We start from the raw sequence: 17,275 nt of genomic DNA on the forward strand, positions 1-17,275 counted from the left end.
ATTGATATGAATACAAAATTGACAGATAGAAATACTCAAAGATCGTTTGCTGTTAGATCAACTAATGGTTCGTTTGGAATAATTAAGATTGAAAAGGATGCGATTTCGATAAGTTCAGAAGTTGAACTTATAGAGTTGGGTATTGATGAAGTAGAAGGCTATAGGTATACAAATAGAATGAAAAGCGGATTGGAAATAGTCCCCATTTCACGAGAAAAAGGGAAAATAAGCTTCAATGTGAAAGATGAAGAAAGGGAAGAGTTGGGGAAGTGGCTTACGTCTAATTTCGATGATGTGAATGAGGTTAGAAAAGAGAAAGAACTAAATGAAATTTATAATAGCCCTCAATTTGGAGCAACCTTGGATGAAAGAAAAAATCGATTTGAAAGCGCAGTTAGCATGACTAATTTTATAAATCTACTTTCATGCGTAAGCTTTATAATTGTTTTTTTGAAAGCTCCTTTTTATGTGGTTTTGGCTTTGCCTGTCACCATATTTTTGATAGCAGTATATTTTTATTTTTTTAAGTTTAAAGGGCTGGTGACGATCAACCAAGCACCAGGTTCGGTACGACCAAGCTTTATTTACTCATTATTTGGACTTACTTTGACCACATTTATTTTTGCCGAGTTGAATTTTAAATTGGTTGAGCCCATTTCTTTTTTATTATTGGCTATACCTATTGGGGGAGTCTTGTTTGGGGTATTATTCTTAAAGTCTGAAATAGAAAGCCACAGGCGTAAAAATACCCTTTTGCCTAGTATTATTTTTAAAATCTTATTTTCAATTGTTTTAGCAGGAAGTAGCCTTGTCATATTTAACTGCTCATTGGATCGTGATAGATTTGAAAATGTGCCAATAGTAATTGTTGACAAAGTTGTCAAAACAGGGAAAACAAAGAGTTATTATTTGATTTTAGGAAAGCCGATCAAAGCATTTACAAGCAATGAGTTGCAAGTCTCTCGTGATTTTTTTGATAGTGTCAATGAATCTGAAACTCTTAATATCAAATATCACGAGGGATATATTGGCATACCTTGGTATGAATTAGATAAAATTGAATAGATCTGGTTTTAGCGTTTTGAGAGCCTAAATAGGTGAAATAAACATAATGATGTGACGATGAGATTTATAAAACAAATATGCTTGGGAATTTTTGGTTTGATTTTAATTCAGTTGGTAACTTTTTATACCATTGGAAAGAATTCGTTAATCGATAAAATAGGCGAACATTATGAAACTTTTGTTTTTGATTATGGAGATAATCATTTTGATAATGTTGGAATAATTTCAAATCTGGAGATTACTAATGATGAAGCCAGAACAAATTTTGTGAAATTTAAAGAAAGTAATGTCTTTTTGTGTAATGACTTTGTTGCGTCTTCTGAATTAAAAAAAACTAAAGACTTTTATATTTATCATATTTTGTATGAATCACAAAATCCATTTTGGATTAATAAGGTCTATGAGTATGAATTAGTCAATGAGTTTGGTGCAACTTGGGAGTCAGAATATATTTGGGCTTTATATAAATGGATATTAATTGAAAAGAATAATACTGGAATATCTTAATTATTTTAAGAATAAAAGAGAGCACCGAGTTGCATCATATTTATCTTTTGATGATAAATTAGTAGGAGATACTATTTCTTACACAACTAATCGGAAATTATTAATATTTTTTATGTCTCCATTTATTTTAATAGGGGAATATGACATTGGAAAGTCTGTTTTTCAATTGAAAAAAGAGGGATATTCATTGCTGTTCAAACAGCGTCTGAGATTATTAATAGGAGGAGTGATTTTTTGGATCGTTTTATTTAATCTTTTTTACTTTACAAGGATTGGTGAAGATTCAATTGAGCTGGAAGGGGATGACCTGATCGAATATTTAAATTGGAAAGATGAATATGAAAGCGGAAATTGATTTGGTCGAAAAGTTAAAGGCAGTCGAGGTAGAAAAGAGAATTTGTTTCATCGTCCAAATCATAAATTTGCTCGGAGTCGGTTTAAATTGGTTTGAGCACGATGAAAATAAGTTTTTTTGAAATTTCGGAAGAAATAAATTGAATGGCTTTAAAGAGCTTCATTAAAGTAGTTAGGGTTTTCGCATTCAATTAGCAATGAATCAATTCTATATTCCCAATATTTTTGCATAATGTTATTTCTACCATGTTCTGTTTCTTTGTCATAATCAGCTTGCCAAATTTTTTCGTGATGACTAATTAATTGGTGTATCACTTTAATTTTTTCATCTGAAGCCAATGTGTCATATTCTATTGCCCTGTTTAATTTTCTGGCAAATGCTTCTGTGATATTAAAATGATATTGTTCATGATTTAATAGATAATCAGTCTTTTTTTTATCAACTTTACTTGATTTATAAGGATACATTACTGCATGAGCTTTTTGGGGAAGTACAGAATCTTCTTCCAATATTATGTGACTTGATATATTGGCTGCATAATTATCTTTTATTAAAAGATCCTGTTGATTGCCTTTAAAATCATTCCATTCGATTTGTTTCCAATATACAAATGTTTTGTGCTTTTGGTTCATCCTGTATTTAAATGAAAGCGTTAAAGTAATACAGCTTACTATTATTATTAGTTTAAATTTTAATATATTAGACATTTTATCCTGTATATAATTGTTTTAATGCACAAGTAAATTAATTCGTAAAAAATAAAGAATATTACTGAAGTTACTAATCTTAAAGGGATTGCTTTTATTGATTCAATATCAAATTCAAAAAATATGAAACTTATTGTTTTGGATGAAATATATAATGTTATGAATAATAATGTACCCATTATTACTTTACCCCAATAATCATTATTTCTCTTATGTTCGATTTTATAAATGATATGATTAAAATGTATTCCAATTACTATTGATATGACCGTACTTGCATCCTGATTTATAAATTCTTTTGAAAGAAAATATAAACATATAATTAGAGCTGTAGAGGTGATACATGTTAATAATTCTCTATAACTGAATGTTCTTATAAAATATTTAATTTTGAAATTGGGCATAAAATATTTAATCACCTTTATTATTTTTGATTAATTTATGGAATAAATAATAATTTTCAAATATTTTAGGCGAGTGAAATTTAATTTTTAGATCAAACAGATACTTAAACTAATTATTATTGATTAAAAAGTGTTTGAAATACCGTGATAAATAGGTGGTTTTTTCAAGTACAGAATTAGCAAAAGAGAGAATAGGTCGAATATTTATATCATAATTTTAATTAGATTGAAATTATGATTTAAAGTGATATAACTACTGATGAAATTTATAAATACTATAGAGATTAATCCTTTTGATATTGCGGATTATGATAGCCCGACTCACGATCATTCTAATAGAAATGAGGTAATGTATGAATACTGGAAAAAGTGTCTAGCCAGTCAGGGTTTGGAAAGGCTAGAGCCTGTTGAGAAAGGATCATATTTTGTCGACTTGAATTCTGTCAATGATTTTGAATTAGAAGTTATCATCAAAAATCACATTTCGGATTCTGCGCCATATTTTGAGAACTGTGAAGATGATGTTGGGGTATTTTGCGGAGGCATTGTGGTGAAAGATGATGAAAGTATTATTTTAGAACCTTCTTGTTGCGGTGATTTGGAAAGTCTTCATTTTTGGGAAGATATATTGACTAAAGATTATTCAATATGGAAAGATTTGTGGATTGGACATCCTTGGATTTATTATAAGCAAATTAATTCATCGATCGTTTTTTCTGATTATTATGAATCTGATGTCAACGATCTTAAAGAAGTCAAAATATTATTTGAAATCTGCACGTCGACATTAAAAAAACACCTTGAAAATTTGAAAAAAAGCCAAGTATTGTTTGAGTCAAGGATACAGAAAACCCTGGAAAGATTGGATGTCCCTCGATCAAGAACTGTTGCGAAGGTAATTGCTGGCAATTATCATCAGGACAATTCAATTTTACAATAATTAATAGAAAATGAGAAAAGCCTATTTTACTTTATTCATGTTGCTGAAAGTTTCATTTCTGTTTTGTCAAAGCGACTAACAGGAGGTACATTATATAGTCAGCGAGGTTTTAAAATGAACTCTTAAGTTCCCTCTGGAGTAAGACAGCATGGTATTTTTCTTTTTGAAATGAATGTGCCTTGCTATGGTTATACACTCACATTATTTTTATCTGGAACTACCTTAAAGATGGAGAGCCGTGATGAAATGAGATGACAAGACAATAGACTTTAAGTCTGCTTAAGCTGACAACCTTTAAGAAATTAAGAAAATCATATTATTTTATTGTCATTTTAAAATTCATGATATTTATTTAATAGAGTTAATTGTTAGATTTATTGATTCTAAATTTGTTATATACTGGTATTTACATGAATTAATAAAGAATTTAAATAATAATTAAGTCGTATGTTTTGATGTGTTGTAAGGGTTTATATCTTGATTTTGAATGAAAAATAACAACAAAATGATGACTAATAAAACTATATTTAATCCTTTTTTGTGGGTTGTTTTATCTTTTATTGCTTTTTCTTGCGATAATGAAGGTACAGAAGAATCTACTCAGTCAGAAATAGCCCGAAGAGTAACTACAGAATATGTCGCTGGTCCTAGCGGAATAGCTATTGAAAGGGATGAGTTTGTATACGATGGCGATAAACTTTCTGAAATAATCTGGTCAATGGATAATAGCGGCGATGGTTGGAAAGAAATTTCAAAGATGTTCTATGAATATGAAGGAAATAGAGTCAATGTATATACGCAGAGCCAGAGTGAGCCTTTAGAAACTCCTGAGTTAGCCGAATCTTTGTTGTTTGAAAATGGGAGGTTGGTGGAACGTACAGATTATGTTCATACTAGATATGTGTATAATGGAGATCGTATGCAATATATTCAGATATATGAATCTGCAGGTGATGCTCAGTGGTATAAAAATTACACAATAGAATATGCTGGGGATAAAGTAGTGAGAATTTCGTCTGAATATGATGAAAATTATGAATACGCGAGTGGTCCAGCGATAGAAGAATTTACTTATGAAGGCGATAAATTGGTCAAAATGGTCAAAACTCTTTTATATAATGACAAATGGCAAAATATGATAATGGTCAATTATACATATGAAGGAGATAAAGTCAGTGTGATTGAAGAATATGGATGGAACTCTATGCTTGATGATTGGGCAATTTCTAATACACTCACGCATAAATATGATGAGTATGGTGATTTGGTTTCGTTCACAGAAGGAATTTATACATCAACTTATGAATATGAATCAGGAAAAGGTAATGTAACCGATGTAATTAAGCATTCGAGAGAATTACATAAATACCCAACACCAAGAAGGCAAAAAAAATCAGAAAGTAAGTACAAAAGTTTGCTGCCATTAATTAATAGCCAAAGATAATCTGATTAGCTACATATTTGTATTTCGTTTATTCGTCTTCTCCAGATTTGAATGTGCAAGACAGTAATTTTGTTGCAAAATAATAAGTTCATTTCAGAGAAGGCGAATCAATGGTATTCATGTGAAGCTTACGCTAAAAAGTTTTTGGAGTTCAAGCGGACAATCTAACTAGATTTAAAATAAAATGAGAATATTATCAAATGAAATAAGCTGATATTTTTTTAGCTTGATATAATTTATTATTTTTTGATGATATAATATGATAAGGGTAGCTCAACTGGAAGAGCAATAGGTAGCTAATCTATAGCTGCGGGTTCAAGTCCCGCTCCTTATCCAAAGAGAGTAGCTCAGCTGGAAGAGCGTTAGGTCTGCAACCTAAAGGTCGTGGGTTCAAATCCCGCCTCTCTTTATTTTTATAGAAAAAAGATGGGAAATCAAAAAGCTTCAATAAATTTCAAATCGAAAAGAAACTTATTAGTTGATCTTCTTCAAGAGCTTGCGGATGATCCTGGTATTATTGATCACGATGATCAAGTGAAAGGATTAATCTCGAAAATATATAAGACAGCAAGGAAACAGAGAAGAAGAAAGGTTTTGGACGATAAAACTGCGAATGATTTAGAACAAATTAAAAGCACTGAGATATTCAGAATCAATGATGAATTTGCTCATGAAGAACAAGTGAAACTTCTTGGTTCGGTTGTGAAAGAACAAAATGAATTGATGAGTAGTAAAAAATGTTATTGTTGCAAAAAGGCGTATCGACAATTGCATTTCTTTTATCATCAACTTTGCCCCAAATGCGCTGAATTCAATTATCAAAAGCGAGCTAATACTTGCGACCTTTCCGGTTATCGAGCCCTAGTCACTGGAGGTAGAATTAAAATTGGTTTCGAAACAGCGTTAAAGCTCCTAAGGAGTGGAGCGGAAACGCATATCACAACCCGCTTTCCGAAAAATGCACTAGACGATTTTAAAAGAGTTCATGATTATTCTTTGTGGAATGACAGGTTGTTTATACATGGATTGGATCTCAGAAATATTCCTTCTGTTCAAGACTTTATAAATTATCTAAAAAATCAGTTGTCTTCACTAGATATCATTATAAATAATGCGGCCCAAACTATTAAACGGCCATATGAATATTATCAGCATTTGATCAGCAAGGAAGAAACTAATTATCTGATTTCCAACTCCAGTTCACTGCTCCCGAATAATGATCAAATGAAGAATTATTTTCCAGTTGGCATGATGGACAATCATAATCAGCAAGTTGATTTGAGAGACAATAATAGTTGGTCTAGTACATTGGAGGAAGTAGGACTAATGGAAATGCTTGAAGTTCAATTAGTCAATGTCACAGCCCCATTTTTATTAAATAGCGGCTTGAAAAGCCTGTTGATGAAGTCGAGCAATCCGAATAAGTTTATAGTGAATGTTAGCGCAATGGAAGGACAGTTTAACCGTAAAAATAAAACGGTATTTCATCCTCATACCAATATGGCCAAAGCTTCTCTTAATATGATGACCAGAACATCTGCAGAGGATTATGCGGGCAGCAATATTTTCATGACGAGTGTTGACACAGGTTGGATCACTGACGAAAACCCATTTCCCAAACGAGAAAGAATGAGAAATAATGGATTTGTTCCGCCATTGGATATTATAGATGGTGCGTCAAGAGTCTTTGCGCCGATAGCAGATGGTGTGAATAAACCTGAAAGCATAATGCATGGCGTTTTTTTAAAAGATTATCACCCAACAGATTGGTAAATGGAAAAGCACGATAATAAGATAGTTTGTCCCGTAATTGATAGTGGGCATATTCAAACTTCAGACTTGCTTCCATATCATGAATTAAGGAAGGACATTGAGTCGAATTTGGAAGTGGATCAACTGAAGAGATATTCCAAAGGAGCCTTGACCGTAGACCAGCGACTTGACTGTTGCAAACAATCATTGGGACCTCAGGGAGCAAAGCTGCTTTCAGATTCTTTGAAATACAACAATGTAATCAGAGCGATATTATTTGGTACAGGAAATATTGGCAATGATGGAGCCAAGAGTGTGGGAGAGATGCTTAAGGTGAATAATACGATTGAAACAGTATATCTGGGTTGCAATAATATAGACGGAGAAGGCTTTAAGGAATTAGCGAATGGTTTAGAAAATAACAACACCGTCAAGTCGTTGTGGCTGAAACGAAACCCGCTAGGAGGCAAAGGCATTGATGAGTTAATTCATTTGCTGGAGTTAAATCGAAATATAGAAACTTTGGATCTTGTTAATACAGGGCTCGAAGCAAATGATTTAGAACGTTTGATCAACTTTTTACTAGCAAACGATTATCCGATCAAGCGTCTTTATTTGTCAGGTAATTATCTAAATTCCGATTCAGGCAAGGCGATTAATAAATTGCTTTTGAATGATCATTTGACAGAGCTTTATTTGGGAGTGAATCAGTTGAATGATGCTGGTGTCGGATATTTTTGTCAAAGCCTAAGCCAGAATAATTCATTAAAAACGCTTTCTCTTTCAAGTAACGGTATCACATATAGGGGGTTGGAGTTGATCATCAAATCCCTTGGAAATCATAACAGCTTAGAAATATTGGATCTAGGTTATTCTCCTTCTACAGCAGTGCTTAAAGCTTCTGCAAATCAGATTTTGGACAAAGGGGCTGTAATGTTAGCGGAATTTTTAGAAACTCGCAATAGCTTGAAATCCTTGGATCTGCGTAGAAACAAAATTGGAGTTTACGGCTATTGGGAGCTATCTAAAGCTTTCAAGGCTAATGATAATATCATAGATTTTAAATACTCCGCCATTCGAAGCAAAAAGGTTAAAACGGCAATGCATGAACAACTCGAAAAAAACAGAGCTGTTAATCCGCCTCTTTCGCAAGCGAAGGAAATCTTGGATATAAAGAGTATTTTTAGATAAATAAATCTTCTTCTCGAAATAAAAAACAAATTCCTCTCGAAAATACTTTACATGTAAAATATATTTATTACTTTTGGATCAAATTATAAGATAGAGAACATGTCGGATTTAGATGATAGCATAAAAACAAAGTTTGAAAATGAGAAGCATCGTTTTGTCACCAATCTGATATTTACATCAAATTGGATCAAAAATGGCTTCAGCGATTTTCTCGCTCCGTTTGGCATATCATCCCAGCAGTTCAACATACTCAGAATCTTAAGAGGAGCAGGGGATTGGGTGACGATGAATGAAGTTAAGAACTTGATGATTGACAAGTCTCCGCATACGACAAGAATGACCACCAAGCTTCTTGACAAGAAACTTTTGGAACGTAAAAGATGCGAAGAGGATCGGCGAGTGGTTTATGTTTCGATTACGAAAGAAGGTCTTGCTTTGCTTGCCGAAATCGATCAAGGTGGCAAAGAGCAAATGAGTTTTCTTGAGAAAATAAGCGAAGAAGACGCTAAAACGGTTAATTCAATTTTAGACAAATTAAGAGAGTAAAAAAATTTGTCATAATATTTTACATGTAAATTATTTACATGTAATAAATGTTTAACAATTAAAATTAAGTAAGATGAGTTTAATGGAATCACTAAAGTGGAGATCAGCGGTAAGAAATTTTGATCTCGCGAAAAAAGTAAGCAAGAATGATTTGGAATCCCTTTTAGAAGCTGGAAATTTGACGGCCACATCTATGGGACTTCAGCCTTTTAAAATAGTGGTTGTGGATAATGAAGAGCTTCAAAAACAGATGGTCTCATTGTCTTATAATCAACAACAAGTAGCTGATGCTTCTCATATATTAATTTTTGCCATTGATACGAATGTAAATCAAGAGAATATTGACGCTTATATTGATAGAGTGGTTGAAGTAAGGGGAGTGAAAGAAGAGGATCTTGAAGGATATAAGAATTCGGTGAGCAATTATCTCTCAATGATGGATCAAGATACGAAACTTCAGTGGGCTACAAAACAGGCGTATATTGCATTAGGCACTGTCATGACCGTGGCCTCGGAATTGAAAATAGATTCTTGCGCTATGGAAGGGTTTGATTCTCTACAGTATCAAGAATTATTGAATCTTGGATCAAAAGAATTAATGCCGGTAGTGATATTGCCTATCGGCTATAGATCGGATAAAGAGCAAATGGCTAGTTTGCCTAAAGTGAGAAAAACAAGAGACAACTTTGTCATTGAAATAAACGAAAGCGAACCTGTGGAATTTAAGTGATTCGTTTCCAAAACATCAGAATAGGGGAATTAGAACCTTTATTCTGATGTTTCGAAAATGAATTAGCTTACTGTAATTTTGCCTTTTTAATTTTCTCAATCATTTCTTCCGCATTTTTATTTTTCGGATCCAGTTCAAGCGATTTCTGATAGTTTTCCAAGGAGGCTTCGAATTGTTTATCAAGATAAAATGCCTCCCCGTAGCTGTCATAAAGATTGGAATTTTCTGGAAATTCACGAATAGCCAAATCGAATACTTTTAAGGCATCTTGAATTTTATTGGCGCCAATGAGATCATACCCCAGCTTGTTTAATTCACTTGGATTGTCAAAGGCATATAGGTTTGAATCTTTATTTTTAATGTCATTATATTTTTTTAATCCTAGCTCGATATTATTCATTGATTCGTTTCTGATGGCTCGGTAAATTGATTTTTGAGGATATTTGATCTCTTTATCCAAGATGATATCATGCGCCAGATGGCCAAGGTCCCATACTTGATTTCTTTGATTGGAAACAAGAATGATCACCACATCATTTTTTATATCATTGAAGAAAATGGATTCGAAATTGAATGAAATGCCATTATGTTTGTGCAATTGCATATCATCGAAGTATTCTCCAAGCGAAGATGATTTTTCGGGAGCATATGGATTTTTAAGAAGCTGTTCAAAAGACGATTTGCTGATTAATTGTTCAGTATTAAGCGCAGTGATCCACTTATGCAGGTCATGAATATCCAGCCATAGCCAACCGCTAATGAATCGCATCTCCGGACACTTTTGTTTGTTAAAATCAAAGCAAGAAGCTCTTTCAGGGTAATTTTCTTGAGGATCAAAGGTTGAGTTTTTCATCCCTAATGGTTTAACAATATTCTCGGTGACGAAAGCTTCGAAGTTTTGGCCTGTTACGTTTTCAATGATTCTTCTTTGCAGGAAAACGTTGGCATTATCGTATTTGAATTTCGAGCCTGCTTCAAAGAGCAGAGTATCAGTTCCTCGGATGATTTCCCATGCTTTTTTATCATCTATCGAATCCATCGTGTCAATGCAGGGAACGCCACTGGCATAATTGAGCAAATGGCTTACTTTGACTTTTTCAGACCAAGCTGGAAGCTTAAGGTTGAATTTTGAAATCGGGTCATCCAAAGAAAGCAAGCCTTTTTCGGTAAGCATCATGACGGCTACGCCATTTACTTCCTTAATGATTGATCCGACATTGAATATCGAATGTTGATGCAGAAGCTTGTTTTGCTTGTTGTCAACATACCCAAATGAATTTTGATAAATGATCTTGCCATGTCTGGAAACCAAAACGTTGCCATTGAACAGGTCTCGCTCATAGGCAATAGTCATTAATGAGTCTAATTTCAAGGCATATTGATCTTGTGTTTTTACTTCTTTAGTAGCTTTTGATTTGCAACAAAAAAAGGTAGCAGTGATCGCTAAAAATAAAATTGAAAATCGCATGTTAGTTTTATTATGGTTGTTTATTGTTGATCGTTTTGGATTTTAAAAAATTGAGATTATTCAATAGATAAGAGCTTCGTGTCAACTATAGGTTTGTTGTAATGCTGTTGAGCCAATGAGTTTATAGTTAGGTTGAACTTTATCCTATTTTAATTTAAATATATGAATAATTTTTAACTTTAGTAGCCTCTAAGATATTTGCAGGCCTTAAACTTTTTGCATTTAGCAGAATTAAATCTAAATATATATCAGTGGCTTTAAGTGATACTGTGACTATTACTATTACTTTTTTGTTATTAATAGTTCTCTAAAGTTATTTAATTGAAAAAATTAGAAAACTACCCAAAATGGGTGGGAAAGGATGTTCAATAAGTATGTAGCTTTGAAGTAAATAAAAATAATTTCAGGAATAACTATAATTTCAATGAAACAAGGTAAGACAAAAAAGAACTGTTAAATATATTGTGAAAGCAAAATTTCGGAATCAACTCTTGTAATGCCTGAAGTGTTATTTAAGCTATTATATATTCACGTGCTTAGCTAAGTTTATCTGCTTTGGTGGATTATTATATTTTATATGTTTTGAGCCAAATGGTAGTGCAGTTTAATGTTCCCCCCTTTTTTAGGACCGCAAAGTAGTTAAACTTAATTTTATTTTTTGGTTTCTCATTTCAAGAGCTTCATAAATTTCAATATCAGGTTCTGTCAAGGGCGGCTTGTGTTGCGCCTGCGGCAAGCCGTTTATACCCTTGACGGGTTCTGGTATTGAACTTACCTTTGCTTTTGAGATAAAAGCCAAATTCGATTCTTCAAAGTAGAGTTCTCTAGGTCGCTTGTGCTCCAATGAACTATGTCTTCTTTGGTGATTGTAAAAATCAAAATACTCGAGCAAGCCTACGAATAGTTCATTTCCTGTCGCGTAAGCTTTAAGGTAAATATCTTCATATTTTACGGTTCTCCATAGTCTTTCGATAAATATATTATCGATCGCCCGTCCTTTACCATCCATGCTGATTCGTATTTGCTTTGAGTGTAAATAAGAGGTGAATACTTCGCTGGTAAATTGGCTGCCTTGGTCGGTATTGACTATTTCAGGAACTCCATATTGTTCAACGCATTCTTGCATGGTTTCCTGACACCACTCAGCATCCATAGTATTGGAAATGGACCAACCCACAACAAATCGACTCTTTAAATCGATAACTGCCATTAAGTAAAAGTAGCCTCCCTCTACTGGAATATAAGTGATATCCGTCGCCCACACTTGATTGATTCGCTCGATTTTAAGCGATTCAAGCAGGTAAGGATATGTTTTATGTTGTTTATTTCCTTTAGAAGTATGAGGGCCCGGAACGATGGCTCGCAGATCCATTAGCCGATACAATCGCTCTATTCTTTTGGAGTTTATATTATAATCCATATCTTTTTTAAGCCAAATGCTCATAGAAGGCACTCCCCAAAATGGTCGCTTTTGATACTGCTTGTCAATTAATTTCATAAGCTTCAAATTAAGTTCGGACTCACCTTTAGATTTATAATAATAGCTTGATTTATGAATACCTAAGAGGGAGCACTGCCTCGTAATACTCAAGATATCATGCGCCTTATCGACTAGCTTTTTGCGTTCTTGTGTGTTTTTGTTTACGATAAGGCTTTCTTTAAAAAATCCACTTCAACTTGAAGTTGGCCTATTTTGGAGTAGAGCGTTTCTTTTTCCTTTTCCAAGCTATCCGTGGCTTCTTTTCGATCGCTATTTTTTTTAAAAAGGGAAGAGGCATTATTCAAAAACTCGCGTTTCCAAGTGTTGATTTGAGTAGGGCTCAGATCAAATTCTTGTGCTAAAATTGCGATTGTTTTCTGCTCTTTGATAGCGGCTAATGCCACTTTTGCTTTGAATTCAGGGGTAAATTTTCTTCTGCTTTTCATAGTAACTAAGTTAATAGATTGTATCTTAACTTGCAGTCCTAATTTTTGGGGGAACTATAGTTTATAAAATTATTTAAACTTAGTAATCATAAGTAATAAGAGGGTTGATCTTGAACTAGCATGTTTGTTTATTTTTATAAAATTTAAATATGTTTATAGGGTTATCTGAAAAGAAAATTGTAATTGTTGATAATGATTATAATAATTATAATATTTTTCTAGATGAAATTATTTGTGCGTATTATGATGATGAGAAGATTACAATAGAGACGGTTGACAAAGTTATAAATTATTCTTTGACTGATGAGTCAAAAGTTATTTTTAACCAAATGACATTTTCAAATAGCTTATGCCAAATTCATTCTAGAAAGGTTGTTAACTTGAATTTCATTGATAGGATTTCTTCTTCAAACAGAAGAACTATCATATTGAAAAATAATGTAGAAATGAAAATTTCAAGGAGTAGATATTATCAATTGAAATACATGCTGAAAAGCAAAAAATAGTGCCAATGAGTGAAAAGGATGACGCCACTATAAATGCAATCCGAGGAAATTTAATTTTAAAAAAATGAAAAAGTTAAAAAAACTAGCACTTAAAAAAAATGTTCTTTCTGAATTGACAAATGAAGAACAAGGAGGATTAAGAGGTGGAGGTACATCAAGACGAAATTGTACAGGTTTTCTTTGCTGTGACCCTTCAGGCGGAGAAGGAAGTTACAGAGCGTGCCATAGCGAAAAAGGAGCATTGTGTAGATAATCGAAATTTTAAAGCAACTCATTTTTTGAGTTGCTTTATCACTGAAAAGCATATTTAAGCATGAATTATATTAATCAAATAATTCCTTTTAGTAAGTTTATTTATAGAGTCCCACAATTCTCTTTATCTTCACTTTCAGATAATTATAATGATTTAGGGAATTATATAAATGGTTTTTTATTAAATAAAGAATTTCTGGAGTCGTTATACATTGCTTCAAGTGATTTGTATAATGAGTTAGAAAATTATGATCATAGTAATGAAAAGATAAACTTGTCATTTTTAAAATATTTATTGAGGTCTCATGTGAGGTGCACTCCATTTGGGTTATTCGCGGGTGTTGGGATTGGCGATATCTCAAATAAAGAAAAATCGGAAATAATATTAAATAAGACATGCAAGTATAAATCGCATACTAGGGTTGATATGGGTTTTTTGTCAAAAATATTAGATGCCAATATTTTAAGCGATAAAGATTTAAAGACTAAGTCACAATATTATCCCTCAACAAGTGCTTATACCGTTATGAATGAAATGCGATATACTGAGTATAAGTATAAAAGTGATTATAGAAAATATTTTCTGACATCTGTTGAGAGAGATGAGGCTTTGGAGCATGTGTTAAATATTTCTAAAAAGGGTGTTAAATATGTGGATCTAGTAAGTAGTTTGGTCAATGAGTATATTGATGAAAAGGACGCTAGGGATTATATTGATGAATTGATACAAAGTCAGATTTTAATAAGTGAATTGTCTCCAAGTGTTAATGGTGATGATTTGTTGCATCAGATTATTATAAAATGTCAAAGATTGCTTTCTCCCAAGCATGAGCTTGTATTGAGCTTATGTAGGGTTAGAGACCGGTTAAGAATGATAGATTCGAAACCGATAGGTAGGGAGATAAGTGATTATGAATATATTAAAGGGCTGTTGAATGAATTGAATTCAGATGATATAGTAAACAAATCAATTTTTCAGTCTGATCTATATGTAACTTCAAATAAAGCTGAGTTATCGATTTCTTTATTAGATGACTTAAAAAAAGGTATTGATGTGTTAAATAGACTAACTCCTTATAAAAAAGATGAAAATATTGCGAATTTCATTGAAGAGTTTTATAAGAGGTATGAAGATGAAGAAGTCCCATTAGTTCAGGTATTGGATGTTGATACCGGTTTAGGCTTTCCAGTGTCTCAAGATAATGATATTTCACCACTGGTGAATGGAATTCATAAATCTACAAAAAATGAAAATGTAACCTCTGTTAGTACATTTGACAAACTACTAATGAAGAAGTTGTCAAATATAAGAAATAATGAGATTGTAATAGATGAAGATGATTTGAAGGAATTTGATTCAAACTGGGAAAGGTTTCCAGATACTATTTATTCTATGATTGAGGTTGTGTATGATGAGAATAGACCATTGATAATAATGAGTGGTTGTGGAGCAAACTCATCAAAACTTTTGGGGCGATTTTGTTATGGAAATGAAGAAATTCATCAATTTGTTCAGCAAATGGTGGATAAAGAAACAAGCATGTCATACAATAATGAAGTATTGGCTGAAATTGCTCATCTGCCACAAGAGAGAATAGGCAACATATTGCAAAAGCCAAGCATTCGAAAATTTGAAATTCCTTATTTATCACACTCAGAATGTGATGAAGATAATACTATACCAATTACGGATTTATATATATCGATAAGGAATAGAGATCAAATTGTATTAAGGTCAAAGACTTTGAATAAAGAAATAAAAACTAGGTTAACTACTGCTCATAATTATTATTCATCAGCTTCATTGCCTATATATTACTTTTTATGCGCATTGCAAGAGTATGACAAGAAAAATTCATTATATGTAAGCTATGGAGAGGTGTTTTCCGATAAAATTTTTTTCCCTAGAGTGAGATATGAGAATATAATTCTTTATTCTGCAAAATGGATTTTAAAGAGAGATTTTTTTGACAATATATTATCTCATAAAAGCTTTCTTAAACAAAAAGAAGAACTATTGAAACTACTTAATAAATTCTTTGTGCCTGGAAGAGTTACTATTGGCAGTAATGATAATAAAATTCTTATTGATTTCGATAATGATTATTCGATTAAACTTTTTTTGAAAGAAGCAATCAAGGGGAGGCAAATAATTTTAACAGAGTTTCTTCATTCAGAGGATCATTCTCTAATTATTAATGAAAATGGAGAAGCATTTACGAATGAATTAATATTAGGGTTTTATAATAATACAAAGAATGGAAATGAAAAATGATTCAAAAAGATCTGTTGAAGAAGCATTAAATATTCTTTTGTTTAAGGTTAAGAATAAACAGATAAAAGATAATGATTCGATAGGGCTTTATGGAGGTAACTCAGGAGCTGGTTTGTTAATGGCTTTGGCATATTCCGCATTTGGTGATGAAAGCTATTTAGAAAAAGCTACAGAAATTTTTAATAATATTATTACGCAATTGGGAGAAACTGAGTATTTGAATCCTTATTTTTCAACTGGTGTGTCAGGATGGGCTCACGTATTAAATTATTTATCAAAGAAAAATATTCTGGATGTAGATGCGGATGATTACCTTGAAGACATAGATCCTTATCTATATAAAAATATGTTATATTTAATAGAGCAAAATGACGATGATCTATTGAACGGGGCATTAGGAATAGGTGTGTATTTTTTAAATAGAAATTTAAAAGAGTATATAGACCCGCTAATTTCTTATTTAGATAAAACAAAAGTGAATACCGTTAGTGGCTTGATGTGGGAGTATTCAAAGCCCGATGATATGGATAATAAAGTGATAAACTTTGGATTGTCGCACGGTATAGCAGGGAAAATATTCTTTTTGGCGAAATGTTATTCGATTGGAATTAATAAAGAAAAGTGTTTTGCTTTAATCGATGGAGCTGTGAATTTTTTGATGAATAATCAACAGAAACAGGAATCGGTTGAATCGTGTTTTCCAAATACAATCTTGAGTTCGGACTTTTTTTCAAATAAACACACTCCTCAAAATAGCCGATTGGCTTGGTGCTATGGAGATCTGGGAATCTGGTACACATTATATTTTACAGCTAAAGTTCTAAATGATGAGAGTTTAAAGGCTAGTGCGACTAAGGGACTATTGAAAACAGGCCAAAGAAGGTCATTGAAAAAAAATAAAGTCGTTGATGCAGGTTTTTGTCATGGTTCTTCTGGCATTTTTTATATTTTTTATAAAATGTGGTATGAGACAAATAATAAAGAATTTTTAGATATATCAAATTACTGGTTGAATGAAACTATGAATTTTGGAAGTAAACAGTTCAAGTTTTTAGTCGGTGATTTTGAAGAAAGGGGTTTTAAAGAGTGCGATAGTTTACTGGAGGGAGATATTGGTGTTGCTATGGTGTATCTGACTTTTTTAAATCCGAAACATATGGATTGGGAATCTTGTATGATGCTATCTTGAAATTTATTATCAAAGAAA

Annotated in this window: 17 protein-coding genes and 2 tRNA genes; 15 read left to right on the top strand and 4 right to left on the bottom strand. The window is 32.5% G+C overall.

The window, feature by feature from the left end; translation table 11 throughout:
- Window positions 1-6: 6 nt before the first annotated feature.
- From AABK36_RS10370 to AABK36_RS10380, 3 genes are read left to right on the top strand one after another with little or no spacing between them, the layout of a single operon-like run.
- The gene (locus AABK36_RS10370; protein ID WP_309939932.1) at window positions 7-1,065 is read left to right on the top strand and encodes a hypothetical protein; all 1,059 of its coding nucleotides are present in this window, start codon (window positions 7-9) and stop codon (window positions 1,063-1,065) included.
- A gap of 57 nt (window positions 1,066-1,122) precedes the next feature.
- On the top strand, window positions 1,123-1,572 hold the full coding sequence (locus AABK36_RS10375) for a hypothetical protein (protein WP_309939933.1): 450 nt from the start codon (window positions 1,123-1,125) through the stop codon (window positions 1,570-1,572).
- Window positions 1,544-1,927 carry a hypothetical protein gene (locus tag AABK36_RS10380; RefSeq protein ID WP_309939934.1) on the top strand — a complete coding sequence of 128 codons (384 nt, stop codon included), beginning with the start codon at window positions 1,544-1,546 and terminating at the stop codon, window positions 1,925-1,927. The genes AABK36_RS10375 and AABK36_RS10380 overlap by 29 nt, the downstream gene beginning before the upstream one ends.
- A gap of 149 nt (window positions 1,928-2,076) precedes the next feature.
- On the opposite strand, the gene AABK36_RS10385 is transcribed toward AABK36_RS10380, so the two are convergent.
- Window positions 2,077-2,634: a DUF922 domain-containing protein gene (locus AABK36_RS10385; protein WP_338390265.1), complete on the bottom strand. Its 558-nt coding sequence runs from the start codon at window positions 2,632-2,634 to the stop codon at window positions 2,077-2,079.
- Window positions 2,635-3,297: 663 nt separating this feature from the next.
- Between AABK36_RS10385 and AABK36_RS10390 the strand changes: the two genes are divergently transcribed.
- The 8 genes from AABK36_RS10390 to AABK36_RS10425 all read left to right on the top strand — a co-directional run bounded on the left by AABK36_RS10390 (window position 3,298) and on the right by AABK36_RS10425 (window position 9,641).
- Window positions 3,298-3,978, top strand: a complete 681-nt coding sequence (locus AABK36_RS10390; protein ID WP_309939937.1) for a hypothetical protein — start codon at window positions 3,298-3,300, stop codon at window positions 3,976-3,978.
- A gap of 505 nt (window positions 3,979-4,483) precedes the next feature.
- Window positions 4,484-5,422 carry a hypothetical protein gene (locus tag AABK36_RS10395; RefSeq protein WP_309939938.1) on the top strand — a complete coding sequence of 313 codons (939 nt, stop codon included), beginning with the start codon at window positions 4,484-4,486 and terminating at the stop codon, window positions 5,420-5,422.
- A 262-nt stretch (window positions 5,423-5,684) separates the two neighbouring features.
- A tRNA-Ser gene (locus AABK36_RS10400) sits at window positions 5,685-5,756 on the top strand.
- 2 nt (window positions 5,757-5,758) lie between these two features.
- Window positions 5,759-5,831 (top strand) — tRNA-Ala (locus AABK36_RS10405).
- A gap of 17 nt (window positions 5,832-5,848) precedes the next feature.
- Entirely contained in the window at window positions 5,849-7,195 is a 1,347-nt protein-coding gene (locus AABK36_RS10410) for an SDR family NAD(P)-dependent oxidoreductase (protein WP_309939939.1), read from the top strand.
- The gene (locus AABK36_RS10415; protein ID WP_309939940.1) at window positions 7,196-8,365 is read left to right on the top strand and encodes a leucine-rich repeat domain-containing protein; all 1,170 of its coding nucleotides are present in this window, start codon (window positions 7,196-7,198) and stop codon (window positions 8,363-8,365) included. It abuts the gene before it with no gap.
- A gap of 99 nt (window positions 8,366-8,464) precedes the next feature.
- Window positions 8,465-8,911 carry a MarR family winged helix-turn-helix transcriptional regulator gene (locus AABK36_RS10420; protein WP_309939941.1) on the top strand — a complete coding sequence of 149 codons (447 nt, stop codon included), beginning with the start codon at window positions 8,465-8,467 and terminating at the stop codon, window positions 8,909-8,911.
- 73 nt (window positions 8,912-8,984) lie between these two features.
- Window positions 8,985-9,641 carry an NAD(P)H-dependent oxidoreductase gene (locus tag AABK36_RS10425; protein WP_309939943.1) on the top strand — a complete coding sequence of 219 codons (657 nt, stop codon included), beginning with the start codon at window positions 8,985-8,987 and terminating at the stop codon, window positions 9,639-9,641.
- Between the two features lie 67 nt (window positions 9,642-9,708).
- Here AABK36_RS10425 and AABK36_RS10430 read toward each other — a convergent pair whose 3' ends face one another.
- The 3 genes from AABK36_RS10430 to AABK36_RS10440 form a co-directional block, all read right to left on the bottom strand.
- Window positions 9,709-11,109: a serine hydrolase gene (locus AABK36_RS10430; RefSeq protein WP_309939945.1), complete on the bottom strand. Its 1,401-nt coding sequence runs from the start codon at window positions 11,107-11,109 to the stop codon at window positions 9,709-9,711.
- Between the two features lie 622 nt (window positions 11,110-11,731).
- Window positions 11,732-12,757: an IS3 family transposase gene (locus AABK36_RS10435; protein ID WP_309943502.1), complete on the bottom strand. Its 1,026-nt coding sequence runs from the start codon at window positions 12,755-12,757 to the stop codon at window positions 11,732-11,734.
- Window positions 12,751-13,035 (bottom strand): transposase, encoded by a 285-nt coding sequence (locus tag AABK36_RS10440; RefSeq protein ID WP_338390266.1) that lies wholly within the window; start codon window positions 13,033-13,035, stop codon window positions 12,751-12,753. Before AABK36_RS10440 ends, AABK36_RS10435 begins: the two co-directional genes overlap by 7 nt.
- Window positions 13,036-13,184: 149 nt before the next feature.
- On the opposite strand from AABK36_RS10440, the gene AABK36_RS10445 reads away from it, so the two are divergent.
- The 4 genes from AABK36_RS10445 (at window position 13,185) to AABK36_RS10460 (ending at window position 17,257) form a co-directional block, all read left to right on the top strand.
- Window positions 13,185-13,541: a LytTR family transcriptional regulator DNA-binding domain-containing protein gene (locus tag AABK36_RS10445; protein ID WP_309939172.1), complete on the top strand. Its 357-nt coding sequence runs from the start codon at window positions 13,185-13,187 to the stop codon at window positions 13,539-13,541.
- Between the two features lie 64 nt (window positions 13,542-13,605).
- Window positions 13,606-13,794 carry a hypothetical protein gene (locus AABK36_RS10450; RefSeq protein ID WP_309939170.1) on the top strand — a complete coding sequence of 63 codons (189 nt, stop codon included), beginning with the start codon at window positions 13,606-13,608 and terminating at the stop codon, window positions 13,792-13,794.
- Between the two features lie 60 nt (window positions 13,795-13,854).
- On the top strand, window positions 13,855-16,068 hold the full coding sequence (locus AABK36_RS10455; RefSeq protein ID WP_309939169.1) for a lantibiotic dehydratase family protein: 2,214 nt from the start codon (window positions 13,855-13,857) through the stop codon (window positions 16,066-16,068).
- Window positions 16,052-17,257 carry a lanthionine synthetase C family protein gene (locus tag AABK36_RS10460; RefSeq protein ID WP_309939168.1) on the top strand — a complete coding sequence of 402 codons (1,206 nt, stop codon included), beginning with the start codon at window positions 16,052-16,054 and terminating at the stop codon, window positions 17,255-17,257. The genes AABK36_RS10455 and AABK36_RS10460 overlap by 17 nt, the downstream gene beginning before the upstream one ends.
- Window positions 17,258-17,275: the final 18 nt, after the last annotated feature.

Origin of the sequence: Aureibacter tunicatorum (assembly GCF_036492635.1) — a bacterium.
Taxonomy (GTDB): domain Bacteria; phylum Bacteroidota; class Bacteroidia; order Cytophagales; family Cyclobacteriaceae; genus Aureibacter; species Aureibacter tunicatorum.

What these genes read in the sequence shown, in the direction of transcription:
- AABK36_RS10430 (WP_309939945.1), bottom strand. Translation starts at nt 11,109, where the DNA reads ATGCGATTTTCAATTTTATTTTTAGCGATCACTGCTACCTTTTTTTGT.
- AABK36_RS10450 (WP_309939170.1), top strand. Translation starts at nt 13,606, where the DNA reads ATGAAAAAGTTAAAAAAACTAGCACTTAAAAAAAATGTTCTTTCTGAA.
- AABK36_RS10455 (WP_309939169.1), top strand. Translation starts at nt 13,855, where the DNA reads ATGAATTATATTAATCAAATAATTCCTTTTAGTAAGTTTATTTATAGA.
- AABK36_RS10385 (WP_338390265.1), bottom strand. Translation starts at nt 2,634, where the DNA reads ATGTCTAATATATTAAAATTTAAACTAATAATAATAGTAAGCTGTATT.
- AABK36_RS10445 (WP_309939172.1), top strand. Translation starts at nt 13,185, where the DNA reads ATGTTTATAGGGTTATCTGAAAAGAAAATTGTAATTGTTGATAATGAT.
- AABK36_RS10395 (WP_309939938.1), top strand. Translation starts at nt 4,484, where the DNA reads ATGATGACTAATAAAACTATATTTAATCCTTTTTTGTGGGTTGTTTTA.
- AABK36_RS10460 (WP_309939168.1), top strand. Translation starts at nt 16,052, where the DNA reads ATGGAAATGAAAAATGATTCAAAAAGATCTGTTGAAGAAGCATTAAAT.
- AABK36_RS10410 (WP_309939939.1), top strand. Translation starts at nt 5,849, where the DNA reads ATGGGAAATCAAAAAGCTTCAATAAATTTCAAATCGAAAAGAAACTTA.
- AABK36_RS10420 (WP_309939941.1), top strand. Translation starts at nt 8,465, where the DNA reads ATGTCGGATTTAGATGATAGCATAAAAACAAAGTTTGAAAATGAGAAG.
- AABK36_RS10425 (WP_309939943.1), top strand. Translation starts at nt 8,985, where the DNA reads ATGAGTTTAATGGAATCACTAAAGTGGAGATCAGCGGTAAGAAATTTT.
- AABK36_RS10440 (WP_338390266.1), bottom strand. Translation starts at nt 13,035, where the DNA reads ATGAAAAGCAGAAGAAAATTTACCCCTGAATTCAAAGCAAAAGTGGCA.
- AABK36_RS10390 (WP_309939937.1), top strand. Translation starts at nt 3,298, where the DNA reads ATGAAATTTATAAATACTATAGAGATTAATCCTTTTGATATTGCGGAT.
- AABK36_RS10375 (WP_309939933.1), top strand. Translation starts at nt 1,123, where the DNA reads ATGAGATTTATAAAACAAATATGCTTGGGAATTTTTGGTTTGATTTTA.
- AABK36_RS10415 (WP_309939940.1), top strand. Translation starts at nt 7,196, where the DNA reads ATGGAAAAGCACGATAATAAGATAGTTTGTCCCGTAATTGATAGTGGG.
- AABK36_RS10370 (WP_309939932.1), top strand. Translation starts at nt 7, where the DNA reads ATGAATACAAAATTGACAGATAGAAATACTCAAAGATCGTTTGCTGTT.